Here is a 15,598-nt window from a genome sequence, read left to right on the forward strand (position 1 = left end):
GCGCCCGAGTGAGTTCTGCCGCCGCGTCGGGGTCCCGGCGGACAAACGCGTCGAGAATCGCGGCGTGTTCGTGCTGGGTCTTGGGCATTTCGCTGGTTACCGACAAGAGCGCGCGTACGTAACGCTCGACCTTGTTGTACAGGGAACGGATTTCGCCGAGCAGGATCGGTCGCCCCGCCGCAGCGTAGAGGGTCGAATGAAACAGCCAGTTCAATTCGCCCCAGCGACCGCTGTCGACCGCATGGTCGAAGTCGTCGAAATGTCGGCGCGCCTGCTCGATCGCAGCATCGCCGATCCGCGAGGCCGAGATCCGTGCCGCGCGGGCTTCGAGCATCGCCCGGATTTCCATGTACTCTTCGATTTCTGCCGGCGACAAGGACGCCACGACAGCCCCGCGGTTGCGCAGAAAGGTGACCAGGCCCTTGGCTTCGAGGTGTTTGAGCGCTTCGCGCACCGGGATCTTGCTGACGTGGAAATGCGCCGCGATTTCGTCCTGCCGGAGCAACTCGCCAGCCGGCAGCAAGCCATCGACGATCGCCTTCTTGAGCATCTGCGCAACGTGATCCGAAGCGCTGAGCGGGGGCATCTTCTGGGCGGCGACGCGTTCGAGCAGCGATGGCATGGGCGGCGTGGGGAACTCCGAATATCGTATACGATATAAGCTTGGGACCGGGAAGATACCGACAGTTTTGAAGAATGACAAGCTGCAGTGCAACAATCAGCGACTGCAAGCAGGCATCGCGCACCGTCGCCGCGTTGCTGCCACCACCCGCATCGCTTCCCGAAGACATCCCCTACGCATGCAGGGAAGGTGGAAGTCGAGGCGCGATTCGAGGCGCGATTCGAGGCGGGATTCGAGGTTTGGTGTTCGTTTCACCTTCTGCTAGAATGCACGTCCCCCCGGAGAGATGGATGAGTGGTTTAAGTCGCACGCCTGGAAAGCGTGTTTAGGATAATCTCCTAACGCGGGTTCGAATCCCGCTCTCTCCGCCAGAAAATGATCGTAACACACTGCTTTATTGGTTTCTTTGCAGAGCCGGAAAGCACGTCGGCGGCGCCTGGCAAAGCACGCGGAGCACAAGCGACAGGCATGCGGTCTTGTGCCGAATGCATGAAACGACGCGAGGCGCTCGCCACCAACGTTCTCGTCACACATCGGCATCAGTCAGGCGACGACGCTCGGTCGACGCGAACTGCGTCCTGCCAGCGCTGTTGCCGCTGCCCGCTGACCAGTTCAGTGTGTAGTCGATGCACTCGATCGTTGCGCTCGCCGGATGTTCCGCGAGCAGCACAGTCGTTTCGAGTTCACCACGCACGACGAGCCGCGCGCTGCTGCGCGTGGGCGGCGGCGCAGACGATGACACGCCGTCTGCAACCGTGCGCTCGAGTGCTGCGAGATCGGCTTGCGGGTCGAGAAGACGCAGCACGAGGCCGGCGCGTTCGTCGCGCACGAGTTCGATGCGGTCGACCTTGGCGAATGCGGCAAACGCCGAAGCGAACAGCGGCGCGAGCAGAGCGTCGGCCATTTCGGCTGTCGCGGCCCAGGCAGTGAGCTGGATCATCACGCGGCAGGCCGAGACCTGGCGGTAGCCACTCGCCTGGCCATCGCGGACAACCAGGGCGCATCCGGCCGGCGGCGGGCGGCAGAAGACGATCGTCTCATCCCACTCTGCGGCGCAGCCGGCGCCTTGCGATGCGCCCGGGTTCTCGCCGGCAAGCGGTGCGCGTCCGGCTGAGTCGTCTGGTTTGCTGCGCGCGGTGCGCCGGATCTCGTAGTCGTCACCGGGCCGCGCGAGCCGCCCGGGAGCGAGTTCGACTTCGAGAATGTCGCCGGCAGCGATCTCGCGTGGCAGGAGAAACTCCGCAACACTGCCCGCGCTCGACAAGGGAAAGCGCCGGCTGCGGATCGCCGGCTGGCGCGGTTCCCGATTGTCGTCGTGCTGGCTCCCAATCGGACGCAGGCGGCTCGCCGCAACGTTCAGCAGCGGCAGGCCGGTGGGAGCGACGAGCGGGCCGATGGCGAGCGTCACGTCGGCGGGTAGCGCCAATCGGGCTGCGTTGGCCAACCAGTTTTCGAGGCTGTTAAGCATCGGCTGGAGTCGTTCGATGGCCCGCGACCGAGCGGCGGATTGGCCGCCCGGATCGTCAGCTTCCCGAATCGGGCTCAGCCGACCGATCGCCGGCGGAACCTGCAAGCATTTCCTCGCGCACCTGGATCGCGCCACTGATGCGCAGCAGGGTCTGGTGCAGCTCGGCCTGGCGGTTCTGCAGTTCGGCCATCACTTTCTGCCCCGAGGCGTATTCCTCGCGGAGTCCTTCGAGGCGGGTCTGGATTTTCTCGTGCATCGAATGTTCGTCCATTTCAGATTCGAGTTGATGTTGGTGGCGGATCAGCGCCTAGGCCAGAACCCTGTCGCGGAGTTCCACGACCTGTCCACGCATTTCCCTGAGCGCTTCGATGAGCACCGGAATCAAGCCCTGGTAATTGACAAACTTGCGATCGGTAAGGATTTGCACCAGGTCGGGGAACACCTTTTCCACGTCCTGGGCCAGTACCCCCATTTCCCGTTTCTGGCCCAGCGTTGGGTCGATCCATTCGAACGAGAAACCACGCAACGACAGCAGGCGCGTCAGGGCATCGTCGATCGGGGCCATGTTCTTCTTCAAGCGCTCATCCGAAATCGCCGTTTCTCGCTCGGGCGATCGTACGGGTTGAGGCACCACTCACCGACCTTCTTGCCACCATACCGCGCGGTCTCGTCGACGTTCGCCCGGCCGCTCTCGTAGCCGCCGCCCCAGGGATACTCTCGCCCGTCGCTGCCGTGTGCGGCGCGTTCCCATTCTTCCTCGGTCGGCAGGCGGATTTCGTAGCCCAACTGCGCGCTCAGCCAGCGCGTGAAGGCGACCGCTTCGTACCAGTCGACGTTCGTCCGTGGCCGGTTCGCCTGCGGCCAGCGCGAGGGCTCAGGGTCCGGCCGCACAACGTCGGACCACCAGCGCTCGTCGCGATAGCCACCGGCGTCGACGAAGGTCTGGGACTGAACGTTGGTCACCGGGTAGCGCAATGCGGAAAGCCGGCAGCGTGCGCTTCTCTCATTTCTCGCCGTAGAGGAATTCGCCGCCGGGAATCTCGACCCTGTCGAGGTCGGGCAGCAGGGTCGTCCGCCGGGAAGGCGCTGTCGGCCGGGTCGCCGCTCCCGCTCGGCACACGACGTTCGACTCGTGTGATTCGTCCCTCGGCATCAGCAATCTCGTTCGTTCCTTGTGGGCGGCGACCAGCCAGCGCCGCGCCTCCGCCGCTGAAACCGCAAGTGGAGCGCTGCGGCGAGGCTGGCCGATGGCATGCCTCGGCTTCGGCCAGGAACTCGGCGCGCAACTCACGCGCCAGCGTCAGGCAGAAGGCTGACTGGCCTTACGGCTGCAGTTTGGTCGATCCAATCTTGTCGGATTGCTTCAGGACCGATGGCCTGGACAATCCGTTGGCGTCGAGCGTCGAGCGATTGGCGCTGTGACTCGTCGAACTGCTGCCAACCCTGGTCTGGCCTGACCCGGCACTCGCTGGCGGACGACCGGACGCGCTCGCGGCCGTCTTCGTCTGGCTCGTTCCCGCACCCGCTTGCGACCTGGTCTGGCTCGTTCCCGCAGCCGGCTGTTGCTTGTGAGGTTTGCTCGGCGGCTGCGATTCGCTTTGCGGCCAAAAGGGGCTGCTCGAGGAACCGGGATAACTTCGGTAAGGGCTCACGTATCCCGACTCGTCGGTGTACGGGTTGGCGCTCCCCTGGGACCGGTAAGGCGAAGCGAAGTAGGTCCCCTCCTGTGTGGAGCTTCCCTGCTTCGAAACGTCGATTGCGGTCGCCGTGCCCGAGATCGCCAGCAGACAGATCGTGATCGGTCGAATTTTGCGTGCCATCGCTTTCCTCGGCAAATTGCAGAAATGGATGAAAATGGGGAGTGCCTGCCCGCGACCAGTGCCGTCAGCCGCCGACCACCGACAGCGCCTCGTGGTACTCGTAGTCGAGGTCTTCCGCGACCTCGCTGCAGGTGACCTTGCCAAAGGCGACGTTGAGACCGTTGCGCAGGTGTTCGTTGTCCCGCAGCGCCTGGCGCCAGCCCTTGTCGGCGATCTGCAGCGCGAAGGGCAGCGTCGCGTTGTTGAGGGCGTAGGTCGAGGTGCGCGGCACACCGCCGGGCATGTTGGCGACGCAGTAGTGCACGACGTTGCCGACGACGTAAGTTGGATCCGCATGGGTCGTCGCCCGGGCGGTTTCGCAGCAGCCCCCCTGGTCGATGGCGACATCGACGATCACCGAACCCGGCTTCATCTCGTCGACCAGCTTTCTCGTGATCAGCTTGGGCGCGGCGGCACCGGGAATGAGGACGCCGCCAATGACCAGGTCGGCGCGCTGCACGTGATGCTCGACGTTGTCGCGGTTGGAAAAGACGGTGATCACGCGCGCCCCGAGCAGGCGATCGATGCGCCGCAGCACGTCGATGTTGCGGTCGATGACCACCACCTGCGCGCCACTGCCGACGGCCATCTGCGCCGCGTTCGAGCCGACGACCCCGCCCCCGAGGATGACGATCTTCGCCGACGGGACACCGGCGACACCACCGAGCAGGATGCCCATGCCGCCGTGTGCCTTCTCCAGACAGTAGGCTCCGGCCTGCACCGACAGGCGACCGGCGACCTCCGACATCGGCGCCAGCAATGGCAAGCCGCCGCCGGGCTGGGTCACCGTTTCGTAGGCGATGCAGACGGCGCCGCTGCGCACCAGGTCGGCACACTGCTCGGGATCGGGGGCGAGGTGCAGGTAGGTGTACAGAATCTGCCCCTCGCGCAGCAGCGCACGCTCTCCGGCCTGCGGCTCCTTGACCTTGATGATCATTTCGGCGTTCGCGAAGATCTCTTCCGCGCTCGCCGAGATCACGGCACCGGCCTTCCGATACACCTCGTCAGTTGCGCCGATGCCTTTTCCGGCACCGGTTTCCACCGTCACCCGATGACCGTGGGCGACCATTTCCCGGACCGATGACGGGGTCAGCCCGACACGGTATTCATGGTTCTTGATTTCCCTGGGTACGCCAATGTGCATTTCTGTCTCCTTTGCCAGTAGTTGCGGGGCTGCCCATCTTAGGCCATTTCCGCCGCCGCGACCGCTTTTTCGGTGCATTCATGCGACCGCGGCGAGGCTCGCAGGCGACCGCGCGTGGCGCCAGGACTATCCCGAGCAGGCGCTTGCGTTTACACTGCCGCTGCGCGGTGGCTGGCAGTCGGTGCACCAACGCCTGCGCACCCCCTCCTCGTGGCTGGATGAATCGCCACCTGCTTTCTTGAAACCGATGCTGCCCGTGCCAGAAACTCGCCAGCCAGCCGTCGCCGACGCCGCCACATGATTGCCAGTGCCGGCGGCAGCGCCGATCCGACGCGCCCCTCCCGGAGCCAGGCGCTGCCGCCGGCGGCCGCTTCGATTGCCGGCGAGCTGGCGAGTTTCCAGCGCGAAATGCTGCGCTTTGCCGTCCTCCAGTTGCGCGATCAGGCAAGTGCCGAAGATGCGGTGCAGGAAGCGATGCTCGCCGCGCTACAGGGTGCCGATCGTTTTGCCGAGCGGGCAAAGCTGAAGACCTGGGTGTTCTCGATTCTCCGGAACAAGATCGTCGACATCATCCGCAAGCGAGTGCGTGAGCCCAGCTACGAGCAACCCGAGAACGAGATCGACGAGAGCGATTTCGATCCCCTGTTCGGCGCCGACGGTCACTGGCAGGGCGATAGCCGGCCGGCGGACTGGGGAGACCCGGAAAAGGCGTTCGAAAACCGGCGTTTCTGGGCAGTTTTCGATGCCTGCCTGAACCGCCTGCCACCGGGCACCGCGCGCGTGTTCATGATGCGCGAAATGCTCGGCCTGGATACCGACGAGATCTGCGAGGAGTTGTCGATGAGCAGCAACAACTGCTGGGTCGTCCTGCATCGGGCGCGCATGGGCCTGCGCCTGTGCCTCGACCAGAAATGGTTCGCTGGCGGAGACTCGTCGCGATGATGAACTGCCGGCAGGCCGTCCGCCTGATGTCGGAAGCGATGGACCGTCCCCTCAAAGGCGGCGAGCGTTTCGCGCTGCGTTTTCACTGGCTGATCTGTGTCGGCTGCCGCAACTACCGGCGGCAGTTGTCGTTTCTGCGCGAGGCGTGTGGGCAGGAGGTGACGACCGACGAGCCGGCACCGCCACCGTCCACCTGAGCCGGCCGCGAACTTCCGGGCTCGCGCGGATCCCGGCCAGCGCGCTGCCACTTCGGTGGCGCGGCCGGAGAGTGGCCAGTTGCCGCCGACAAGCAGGAATCTCGGACCTCTGTTCCCGAACGGATTGCATTGCGTCGCCGGACGAGGCAGAATCCGCCACTTCCTTGATCCAGCAGCCGCCAGTCCTGGTGCTCCGCGCGTGCGCACGCCCCCTATTTCCACCGCTCCAACCGAATCGCCGCCCGCTGCCGCCAGGCTCGACAGCGTGCTTTGCAGCGGCGCCGCGGCGCGCCTGATCTGGGCCATCGGGGCCCTGGCGCTGCTGTGGACGACTGTCCTCTGGGCGCTCGATTGAAACCTTCGGCCGGCATCCGCGCCGATCCCCAACTGCGTTTCGACAACCTGACGCTGGGCTACAACCGCCACCCGGCGGTTCACCACCTGCACGGAGAAATTGCCGCCGGCAGCCTGCTCGCCATCGTCGGCCCGAACGGCGCCGGCAAATCGACGCTGCTCAAGGCAATCGCCGGCGAACTGCGGCCGCTGGCCGGCCGCATCGAACGGCATGGCCTGCAACGTTGGCAGATCGCCTACCTGACGCAGCAGGCAACGCTCGACACGGGCTTCCCGATCATCGTCCATGATTTCGTCGCGATGGGCCTGTGGCGAGAAATCGGTGCCTTCTCCGGCCTCGACCGCCGGTTGCGCGGGCGCATCGACGAGGCGATCGCCACCGTCGGGCTGAGCGGCCTCGAACGGCGCCCGATCGGCTCGCTCTCCGGCGGCCAGTTGCAGCGTGCGCTGTTTGCCCGCGTCGCACTGCAGGACGCACCCCTGGTTCTGCTCGACGAACCGTACGGAGCGATCGACGCGGCCAGCGTGCGCGATCTGGCCGCGCTCGTGCGACGCTGGCACGGCGAAGGGCGAACGGTGATCAGCGTGCTGCACGATCTCGATCACGTCCTGCGCGAATACCCGGAAACCCTGCTGCTCGCGCGCGAAGTCGTCGCGCGTGGCGCGACCGCGAGCGTGCTCGGCGAGGCCAATCTGGCACGCGCGCGCGAACTGGCCGAAGGTCGTGGCGACGACGCACGGACCGCGATCTGCCATGGCGATGGGGGGAGCGCATGAACGAAGGCTGGTCGACGCTGCCGCTGCTCGCGCCCTTCATCGAGTTCGGCTTCATGCGCCGGGCGCTGGCCGGCTGCCTCGCGCTGTCGATCGGCGCAACGCCGGTCGGCGTCTTCCTGATGCTGCGCCGCATGAGTCTGGCCGGCGATGCGATGTCGCACGCGATCCTGCCCGGCGCCGCGATCGGTTATCTGATCGCCGGCCTGTCGTTGCCGGCGATGACCTGCGGCGGCCTGATCGCCGGCCTGGCGGTGGCCGTGCTGACCGGCGGCGTTGCGCGTAACACGGTGATCCGGGAGGACGCCAGTCTCGCCACCTTTTACCTTCTGGCGCTTTCCGCCGGCGTCTTGATCATCTCGCTGCGCGGCAGCAGCGTCGATCTGCTGCACGTCCTCTTCGGCAGCGTCCTGGCGCTCGACGATGCCGCCCTTTTCCTGCTCGCCGGTTTCGCCTCGCTGACGGTGATCGCGCTTGCCTGCGGCCTGCGCCTGTTCGCGCTCGAGGTCTGCGATCCGGCCTTCCTGGCGCGCGTCAGCCGCCTCGCCCCGGTCGCGCACTATGGCTTCCTGATTCTGCTGGTGCTCAATCTGGTCGCCGGTTTCCATGCGCTCGGCACGCTGATGGCGCTGGGGATCATGATCCTGCCGGCGGCCGCGGCGCGCCTGTGGGTCGACCGGCTCGGAGCGCTGCTGCTGATCGCCGTCGGCACCGCCTTTGCCGGCTCGCTGCTCGGTCTGCTGCTTTCCTATTACCTCAATCTGCCGGCCGGACCGGCGATCGTCCTCACCCTGGGTGCCGCCTATCTGCTGTCCATGACGATCGGGCGGCTGGGGCCGGTGGCCGCGCGCTGGCGATCGACCTGGCATTTCGAACGCTGAAGGAGGAGAATATCGATGGCACGTGCTCTTGCCCAGACGCTGCACCGACTGGCGGCGATCGCCCTGGTTGGCATCATCGGTCTTGCCGGCGGCCGCCTTGCGGCGGCTGAAACGCTGCCGGTGGTCACCAGCTTCAGCATCCTCGGCGACCTCACGAAGCAGGTCGGTGGTGACCGCGTCGAGGTGCATAGTCTCGTCGGCCCGGGAGCCGATGCGCACGTGTACCAGCCCACCCCGGGGGACGCCCGGCTGCTGGCGCGAGCGAAACTGGTGATCGTCAATGGACTGGGCTTCGAAGGCTGGATCGCTCGCCTGATCCAGTCCTCGGGCTACCGCGGCGGGGTGATCGTCGCCAGCCAGGGAGTCGAAACCCTGCGCCTCGCCGGCGCCGACGCGGACAGACACGCGCAGCACGGCGAGGTCGACCCGCACGCCTGGCAGGACCTGGCCAACGCCCGACGCTACGTCGCCAACATTGCCACCGCTCTCGCCGACGCCGACCCGGCGAATCGGGCCTACTATCAGGCGAACGCCAGCCGGCTCGAGCGGCAGATCGGCACCCTCGACGCCGAGCTGCGCAGCACGTTCGGCTCGCTGCCCGCCGCCCGGCGAAAGGTCGTCACCTCGCACGACGCCTTCGCCTACTTTGGCCGCGCCTATGGCATCCGCTTCCTCGCTCCGGTCGGCGTCAGCAGCGACGCCGAGCCGACGGCACGCGAAGTCGGTGCGCTCATCCGGCAGATCCGCCGGGAAGCGATTCGCGCCATGTTCATCGAAAGCATCGCGGACCCGCGCCTGCTCGAGCGCATCAGCCGCGAATCGGGCGTGCGCATCGGCGGCACGCTGTACTCCGATTCGCTGTCCCAGCCCGGCACGCCGGCGGACACTTACCTCGGCATGGTGCGCCACAACGCGAAAACCCTGTCTGCGGCGCTGGCCGATTGAAATGGCAGGGATCAGCGAGTCCAAACCGCCTTCCCCGGTCAGTCGCAACGGCCAGGCGACTTCGGAGGGGGAGCCGGTCTCTGCCGCTGGCCTCTCCTCCCCGACCGCTGCCGAGGCGCTCAAGCGACACGAATTTCTCACCGGAATGCGCGACACGCTGCCGCTGCTGCTCGGCGCGCTGCCGTTCGCCCTGATCTACGGAGCAATCGCCGCCAGCTCGGGCCTGTCGATGGCGGCGGCGATTGCCATGTCGGCGTTCGTTTTCGCCGGATCTTCGCAGTTCATCGCGGTCGGACTGGTCGCCGCGCAGACGCCGGTCGCAATCATCGTGCTGACGACGCTGATCGTGAACCTGCGCCACATGCTCTACAGCGCGACCCTGCTGCCGTACCTGAAAGAGTTGCCGCAGCGGTGGCGGATCCCTCTCGCGTTCTGGCTGACCGACGAAACCTTCGCGGTGACGGTGCATCGCTTCCAGAGGAACGACGCCTCCCCCTACCAGCACTGGTACCAGCTCGGATCGTCGATCGCCATGTATCTCAACTGGCAACTGTGGTGTTTTCTCGGCCTGCTGCTCGGCAACAGGATTCCCGACGCGCAGGGCTGGGGGCTCGACGTGGCGATGCCGGTCACCTTCATCGGCATGATCATCCCCTTCGTCAGGACTCTGCCGGTAGTCGTCTGCGTCCTGACCGCCGGAGCCGCCTCGCTGCTCACGCTGACCCTGCCGTACAAGCTGGGAATCGTCGTTTCGGCCGGCGCCGGAATCGCCTCGGGCCTGCTTGCGCAGCGCCTGGCTGCCACACGCGACGAGACATGCCGGCAATGACCACGACGGAAGCCTGGATGATCGGCGGGATGATGGCGGTGACTTTCGGCATTCGCTATTTCCTCTTCGCCATGGCCGACCGGATCCGCCTCGCGCCGTGGCTGGAGAGCTCGCTCAAGTTCATCCCACCGGCGGTGCTCACCGCGATCACCCTGCCGGCGGTGCTGCTGCCGAAAGGCGACTGGCACCTTTCCCCGAGCAACCCTTATCTGATCGCGGCGCTGGTCAGCCTGGCAGCCGGAATTCTCGGCCGCAATCTCCTGCTCACGATCGCCCTCGGCCTCGCCGCGTTCTTCGCCCACCGCCTGCTGCTCTAGCACAGCGCCGCAGCGCTACCTGCCCTCCGCGCGTTTGCGCAGCATCTCGATGATCATCGACGCGGTCTGCTCGATCGAGCGATGGCTGGCGTCGATGATCGGCCAGCCGCGGCGAATGAACAGGCGACGCGCTTCGAGTACTTCCCTGCGCAAGCCGTCGAGGTCGGCGTAGTCGATGTTGGCATCGTCCTTGAGCGCGCTCAGGCGGGCGGCGCGAACTGTCGCCAAGCGCACCGGATCGACCGTCAGGCCGACGACGAGCGGCCCGTTCGCCTGCAGCAGGCCCACCGGCGGCGGCGCGCCGGGCACCAGCGGCACGTTGGCAGCCTTGATGCCGCGCGACGCAAGATACATGCAGGTCGGTGTCTTGGTCGCCCGCGACACACCGACGACGATGACGTCGGCGCCGTCTAGGTCTTCGCTGCCGATTCCGTCATCGTGCGCCAGCGTGTACTTCATGGCCTCGACGCGGCGGTAGTAGTCCTCGTCGAAAACGTCGCGCGAGCTGTTATGGACCTGTACCTCGGCACCCGAGTATTCCGCGAGCTGCCCAAGCAGCGGCTCCAGCGCGAACTGGTAGGGGATCGCGAGCCGCCGGCAGCCTTCTTCCAGCGCCTCACGTACGTCGCTGTGACTGATGCTGTGCAGAAGGTAGCCCGGTGCGCTGGCCAGGGCACCGAGGATCTCGGGAACCTGGTCGAGGTGACGAACCGCCTTCCAGAGATGGCGCTTCACTTCCACTCCGGCTAGCTGCGTGACGGCGTTGCGCGCCAGCATCTCGACCAGTTCGCCGGAGGCATGCGAGACCAGATACAGCACGATCTTCGTGGACACTTCTCCGTCTCCTTGCCGTTTGCGCCAACCGCTCAGCGATGATAGCCGCCGTCGAGGCGCAGCACGCTGCCGTTGATCATGACGTTCTTCAGGACGTGCAGGACGAGCATCGCGAACTCGGCGGGATCGCCGAAGCGATGCGGAAACGGGATCTGGTGGGCGAGTCGCGAGTCGAGGTTCCGTTCCATGTCGAACAGGGTCTGCGTTCCGAACAGGCCGGGGGCGATGCCAACGACGCGAATGCCGAGCGGGCCGAGTTCGCGCGCAGCGGGCAGGATCATGCTGACCACGCCGCCCTTCGACGCCGAGTAGGCGGCCTCGCCGCTCTGCCCTTCATAAGCGGAAACGGACGCCGTGGACAGGATGACGCCGCGCTCTCCGTTGGCGAGTGGCGGCAGGCCAGCCATGTCGGCAGCCGCCAGCCGCATCATGTTGAAGGTCGAGATCAGGTTTACCTCGACCAGCTGGCGGAAATCCTCCAGCGGCATCGGGCCACCAGCGCCGAAGATCGGCTCGAAGTGGCCGCGGCCGACGCAGTGCACCAGCACCCGCGCAGCACCGTGCGCCGCCCGCGCCCGGGCGATGGCCTGATCCGCCGATTGGGCATCGGCCACGTCGCAGTGAATGGCGAGGGCGCCGATTTCGTCGGCAAGCCGTTGCACACCGTCGGCGTCGATGTCGATGACCGTCACATTGGCCCCCGCCTCGGTGAGATAGCGCGCCGTTTCGGCTCCCAGGCCGGACGCCGCGCCGGTGACCACCGCCGGACATTCCCACAAGTCCATGCTGCCTCTCCCTGTATCGCCCGCAGATCGCGCCGGCGCCAGCGCGCATTATCGGGGGTCGCGCCCCGGCGCGCAAACCGCCGGCCGCTGCTCGTGGGCGGCTGGCGGCGTGTCATCAATCTGTCACAAATCGGTCACATAATCCGGACGTCGTTCCGCTCAACCGATAATCAAGGAGACTCCCATGATGTGCAATCCGGCAGCCCGCTTGCGTGCTTCGCTTGTTCCCGTAGTCGCCTTTTCCGCCGTACTCGCCTTCGCCCCGATGGCCCTGGCCGCGGCACCGGTGGTCAGGATCGACGGATCGAGCACGGTATATCCGATCACCGAAGTCGCGGCACAGGAGTTCCAGCGGGTGAAGCTTCACGAAGTGCATGTCAATATCGGAGTTTCCGGCACCAGCGCCGGCTTCACGAAGTTCTGCCGCGGCGAAACCGACATCTCGAATGCATCACGGCCGATCCTGAAGCGGGAAATCGAGGATTGTGCCAAGGCCGGCGTGCGTTTCTACGAGATGCCGATCGCCTACGACGCGCTGACCGTGGTGGTCAATCCGCAGAATGCCTTCGTCAGCAGCCTGAGCGTCGCCGACCTGAGAAAGCTGTGGGAGCCCGCTGCGCAGGGCAGAATCAATACCTGGAAGGATCTCAATCCGGCGTGGCCGGCCCAGAAAATCAAGCTCTATGCTCCGGGCGCCGACTCCGGCACCTTCGAGTCCTTCACCGAAATCGTCGTCGGCGAGCCCAAGTCCAGCCGGCCTGACGTCAGCACGGCCGAAGACCACGCGGTACTGGCCCAACGCATCGCCGCCGACAAGGATGCCCTGGGCTACCTGAGTCTCGACTATTACGTCGAAAACCAGAAGACGCTCAAGGCGGTGGCGATCAGCGACGGCAAGGAGGCAGTCCTGCCAACCGTCGACAACATCCGCAATGGCAGCTATCAGCCCTTGTCGCGGCCAGTCTTCCTCTACGTCAGCGAAAAGTCGCTGGAGAAGCCCGCGGTCAGGGAATTCGTCGACTACCTGATGAAGAACGGCCCGCGCCTGGTCGTTGAAGCGAATGACGTACCGCTGCCAGCGAGGGCGTACAGCGACAACCTCGAACGCATCGCCGCAAAAAAGGTCGGCAGCATTTACGGTGGCGAGAACAAGGCTCGCCCGCGTCCGGCCGATATGAAGAAGCTGCTCGAAGCCTTGATGCACGGCTCCTGAGCGGCCGAGCGGAAAAACAAGCGAAGGGGCCCGGTCGGGCGCCGAAGAATCCACGCCCGGACGACCGTACCAGGCCCCCCATCACCCGTCCCACTCCGTTGCGGAATTTGCAATGCCAGAACCAGCCATCCTTGCCGGCGTAGACGCGATCGTCGCTGCCGCACACCAACTGAAACTCCTGCGGCTCGCCAGCGCAAGCGCACAGAAACCGCCTTCCGCCAAGACAGTGAAGTCCGGCGCCAAGCGTGTGCGCTGCAAGCTGCGCATTCCGAAAGGCGAATATAGGGAACTGGCCCGGCTGCGGAAGCAGCTGGCGCGCCAGGGCGTCGATGTGCGCAAGAACGAAGTGGTCCGTGCCGGCCTGCTGCTGCTCGTCGGTCTCGACCGCAATGAGCTCAAGGTGGCGATACGCGAGGTCATCGCGCCCGAACCCATAGTTCCGGCACGCGCGTAGCGGCAAACCCCGGCCCCGCTGCCAGGGATCGACCGCCTAGCCGTTCGGCCGCTCGGCGGTCTGCTGCCGCCGGGCGAGGCCGCCGGCAAGAAGCGCACTGGCGAACAGCAAGGGCGTCACCGGTTCGGGGAGCGAAGCGCTGGCCAGGTTCCAGCCAATGACGTCGAAGGCGCGCAGGTCGGTGGGGGTGATGCCCAGCTTCTCGCCACCAGCAGCGGTCGGGTCCATCACGCCGATACCGAGATCATCCTTCCAGTGACTTGCCTGCCGTCCATCTCCGAAATTCTTCCCGGTGGCGAACAGTGCAATGTCGGTGGCGCCACCGTCGATCGAGAAGTACTTGGCACGACTGTCCGCAGTCCAGTCGATGGCGCCAACCACGGCACTGTCACTCGAGTACCGATACAGATCGAGCGGGGTCACGTTGGTGAAGTCGTCCTCGGGAAAGGGCCCCGCCGCCGGTGGCGACTCCGTGTCCAGGACGTCCACGCCGCTGATGAAGCCGAGAGCGTGACCGAGTTCGTGCGTCGCCAGACCGACGAAATCGTACAGGCCCGCGCCGATACCATCCGCCGGGTTGAAGTCGTAGAAAAAACTGCTGTTGAACGTGATGTTGGCATCAATCGTGGCATTGTTGCCGGCAATCAGTCCGAGGGCCTTGGCATCCGCCCGCGTCATGGCAATCGCCCGGTTGTTGGCACTGCCGTTGGCGTCGAGATAGGGCGTGGCGCTGCCCGCTCCATTCGGATCGTTGGCCGTGCGATTGATCAACATATTTACCGAACCGACCGGCAAGTGGGCAACGGCGGTGGCGTCATCCGCGGAAGTGGCATCGGCGATCAGCGCATCGCGCACCATCGTATAGGGGGCAAGAACGGCCGCTGTGGAGGTACTGGCCAGGACTCCCGGGGCGAGAACGGCAAACCCGGCATTTACATTGATCGTCACGTTGTCGGTAAAGTCCGACGACCAGCGCGCACCCGCGGCCGCGAAAGCCGCGTCGGCCTGGGAATTGCCCGTCGAACTGAAACTGAAAACCAGTCCGGCGTGAACGACTCCGGCAACGAGACCCAACGGCGCAGCAAGAATGATCGGCAAACAGCTGGAAGGCGGGCGACTATGCATCGGTTTTCTCCAGAACATACGGCGGACGGGCTGTGGCGCGCCAAGGTCCGCGGATTCTATCGCAGAACGGGCACCGGTTCGGCGTAGACATTCTGCGCGAACCGACCGCGAAACAGTTTGCAACCTTTTTTTCTTGCTCGCATCGTGCTGGCCACCGCGTGCGTGGCCTGGGCACCCCTTCCACTTCGCCGGATCGCGAACACGCGGCGCACAAGGGTCATCTCGCCTATCCTCTCCACCTACGATGAACCCCGTCTTCGCCTGCACACCATGGATAATCTGTTTGCCAAGCTGCCCCCATTCAACGCGGAAGACGAGCAGTTCCTGCAATTGCTCGCACGGCCGGGCCTCCTGATCGAACGCATAGTATCGAGCGGACATTCGAGCCCACCTGATTTTTATTATGACCAGCCAGAGGGCGAATGGGTTCTCCTGTTGCAAGGGGAAGCTCTCCTGCGCTTCGCCGACGAACCCGAGGCGCGCAGGCTGCGCACGGGCGATCACGTAGATATTGCGCCACATCGTCGACACCGGGTGGACTGGACCAGTCCCGACCAGAGGACGATCTGGCTTGCCATCCACTACGGATCGACGGGGTCCCCGGCCGAATCGGCATGACGGTTGCAGACACTTGCAATGCGGAGGGCCGAGCCCGATTGCCTCTCTTCCAGCGCCGCAAGCCCGGAGCTTCGTGAGTCGCTGCCGCAACTTTCGCGTCAAGCCGGACACGCCTGTGTGCAGGGTGAGGCATCCAGCCCGCGCCTGACGAATTGCGGTGCATAATCGTACGAATGCCGGCTGCACCGTCTATGCGAAGCGGAACGGGGCGTCCGTGATCGCCAGCGATTGCCGGGC

General features: G+C 65.5%; 21 protein-coding genes and 1 tRNA gene. 12 read left to right on the forward strand and 10 right to left on the reverse strand.

All coding sequences use genetic code 11. The features are described from left to right. A partial coding sequence (locus NFV80_RS10955) for a GntR family transcriptional regulator (RefSeq protein WP_296758674.1) occupies positions 1–622 on the reverse strand: 622 nt, incomplete at its 3' end. A 280-nt stretch (positions 623–902) separates the two neighbouring features. On the opposite strand from NFV80_RS10955, the gene NFV80_RS10960 reads away from it, so the two are divergent. Beyond that, positions 903–993, forward strand: a tRNA-Ser gene (locus tag NFV80_RS10960). A 155-nt stretch (positions 994–1,148) separates the two neighbouring features. On the opposite strand, the gene NFV80_RS10965 is transcribed toward NFV80_RS10960, so the two are convergent. From NFV80_RS10965 to ald, 6 genes are all read right to left on the reverse strand, one after another. After that, positions 1,149–2,090: a hypothetical protein gene (locus NFV80_RS10965; protein WP_295329471.1), complete on the reverse strand. Its 942-nt coding sequence runs from the start codon at positions 2,088–2,090 to the stop codon at positions 1,149–1,151. Between the two features lie 55 nt (positions 2,091–2,145). Beyond that, positions 2,146–2,361 (reverse strand): hypothetical protein, encoded by a 216-nt coding sequence (locus tag NFV80_RS10970; RefSeq protein WP_295329469.1) that lies wholly within the window; start codon positions 2,359–2,361, stop codon positions 2,146–2,148. Positions 2,362–2,397: 36 nt separating this feature from the next. Continuing rightward, entirely contained in the window at positions 2,398–2,667 is a 270-nt protein-coding gene (locus NFV80_RS10975) for a tail fiber domain-containing protein (protein WP_295329467.1), read from the reverse strand. Then, positions 2,664–3,065: an SUMF1/EgtB/PvdO family nonheme iron enzyme gene (locus NFV80_RS10980; protein ID WP_295329465.1), complete on the reverse strand. Its 402-nt coding sequence runs from the start codon at positions 3,063–3,065 to the stop codon at positions 2,664–2,666. Before NFV80_RS10980 ends, NFV80_RS10975 begins: the two co-directional genes overlap by 4 nt. A 28-nt stretch (positions 3,066–3,093) precedes the next feature. Then, positions 3,094–3,243, reverse strand: a complete 150-nt coding sequence (locus tag NFV80_RS10985) for a hypothetical protein (protein ID WP_295329463.1) — start codon at positions 3,241–3,243, stop codon at positions 3,094–3,096. Between the two features lie 731 nt (positions 3,244–3,974). Then, positions 3,975–5,093 (reverse strand): alanine dehydrogenase, encoded by a 1,119-nt coding sequence (ald, locus tag NFV80_RS10990; RefSeq protein WP_295329461.1) that lies wholly within the window; start codon positions 5,091–5,093, stop codon positions 3,975–3,977. A gap of 297 nt (positions 5,094–5,390) precedes the next feature. Here ald and NFV80_RS10995 point away from each other — a divergent pair, with 297 nt between their 5' ends. From NFV80_RS10995 to NFV80_RS11030, 8 genes are all read left to right on the forward strand, one after another. Beyond that, positions 5,391–6,035 carry a sigma-70 family RNA polymerase sigma factor gene (locus NFV80_RS10995; RefSeq protein ID WP_288126930.1) on the forward strand — a complete coding sequence of 215 codons (645 nt, stop codon included), beginning with the start codon at positions 5,391–5,393 and terminating at the stop codon, positions 6,033–6,035. Further along, positions 6,032–6,232: a zf-HC2 domain-containing protein gene (locus NFV80_RS11000; protein ID WP_288126928.1), complete on the forward strand. Its 201-nt coding sequence runs from the start codon at positions 6,032–6,034 to the stop codon at positions 6,230–6,232. The genes NFV80_RS10995 and NFV80_RS11000 overlap by 4 nt, the downstream gene beginning before the upstream one ends. 199 nt (positions 6,233–6,431) lie before the next feature. After that, entirely contained in the window at positions 6,432–6,587 is a 156-nt protein-coding gene (locus NFV80_RS11005) for a hypothetical protein (protein WP_288126926.1), read from the forward strand. Further along, positions 6,584–7,363, forward strand: a complete 780-nt coding sequence (locus NFV80_RS11010; protein ID WP_288126924.1) for an ABC transporter ATP-binding protein — start codon at positions 6,584–6,586, stop codon at positions 7,361–7,363. The genes NFV80_RS11005 and NFV80_RS11010 overlap by 4 nt, the downstream gene beginning before the upstream one ends. Continuing rightward, complete coding sequence (locus NFV80_RS11015) at positions 7,360–8,241, forward strand: metal ABC transporter permease (RefSeq protein ID WP_295329457.1); 882 nt, start codon at positions 7,360–7,362, stop codon at positions 8,239–8,241. Before NFV80_RS11010 ends, NFV80_RS11015 begins: the two co-directional genes overlap by 4 nt. Positions 8,242–8,256: 15 nt before the next feature. Then, positions 8,257–9,186, forward strand: coding sequence for a metal ABC transporter substrate-binding protein (locus NFV80_RS11020; protein ID WP_295329455.1), 930 nt, complete (start codon positions 8,257–8,259; stop codon positions 9,184–9,186). A 145-nt stretch (positions 9,187–9,331) separates the two neighbouring features. Further along, the gene (locus NFV80_RS11025; RefSeq protein WP_296758686.1) at positions 9,332–10,015 is read left to right on the forward strand and encodes an AzlC family ABC transporter permease; all 684 of its coding nucleotides are present in this window, start codon (positions 9,332–9,334) and stop codon (positions 10,013–10,015) included. Further along, positions 10,012–10,332, forward strand: a complete 321-nt coding sequence (locus NFV80_RS11030) for an AzlD domain-containing protein (protein ID WP_296758680.1) — start codon at positions 10,012–10,014, stop codon at positions 10,330–10,332. Before NFV80_RS11025 ends, NFV80_RS11030 begins: the two co-directional genes overlap by 4 nt. Positions 10,333–10,347: 15 nt before the next feature. On the opposite strand, the gene NFV80_RS11035 is transcribed toward NFV80_RS11030, so the two are convergent. After that, positions 10,348–11,166, reverse strand: coding sequence for a pyruvate, water dikinase regulatory protein (locus tag NFV80_RS11035; protein ID WP_295326754.1), 819 nt, complete (start codon positions 11,164–11,166; stop codon positions 10,348–10,350). Between the two features lie 32 nt (positions 11,167–11,198). After that, positions 11,199–11,951, reverse strand: a complete 753-nt coding sequence (locus NFV80_RS11040; RefSeq protein WP_295326756.1) for an SDR family oxidoreductase — start codon at positions 11,949–11,951, stop codon at positions 11,199–11,201. A 184-nt stretch (positions 11,952–12,135) separates the two neighbouring features. On the opposite strand from NFV80_RS11040, the gene NFV80_RS11045 reads away from it, so the two are divergent. Further along, the gene (locus NFV80_RS11045; protein ID WP_295326757.1) at positions 12,136–13,164 is read left to right on the forward strand and encodes a PstS family phosphate ABC transporter substrate-binding protein; all 1,029 of its coding nucleotides are present in this window, start codon (positions 12,136–12,138) and stop codon (positions 13,162–13,164) included. Positions 13,165–13,276: 112 nt separating this feature from the next. Beyond that, a complete protein-coding gene (locus tag NFV80_RS11050) occupies positions 13,277–13,618 on the forward strand; it encodes a hypothetical protein (protein WP_295326759.1) in 342 nt (113 codons plus the stop codon). Between the two features lie 36 nt (positions 13,619–13,654). Here the strand turns inward: NFV80_RS11050 and NFV80_RS11055 are convergent, their stop codons facing one another. Further along, on the reverse strand, positions 13,655–14,743 hold the full coding sequence (locus NFV80_RS11055) for an NF038122 family metalloprotease (RefSeq protein ID WP_295326761.1): 1,089 nt from the start codon (positions 14,741–14,743) through the stop codon (positions 13,655–13,657). Between the two features lie 270 nt (positions 14,744–15,013). Here NFV80_RS11055 and NFV80_RS11060 point away from each other — a divergent pair, with 270 nt between their 5' ends. Continuing rightward, complete coding sequence (locus NFV80_RS11060) at positions 15,014–15,361, forward strand: cupin (protein WP_296758684.1); 348 nt, start codon at positions 15,014–15,016, stop codon at positions 15,359–15,361. Positions 15,362–15,598: the final 237 nt, after the last annotated feature.

The sequence above is a fragment of the Accumulibacter sp. genome, assembly GCF_023806565.1.
In the GTDB taxonomy this organism is placed as follows: domain Bacteria; phylum Pseudomonadota; class Gammaproteobacteria; order Burkholderiales; family Rhodocyclaceae; genus Accumulibacter.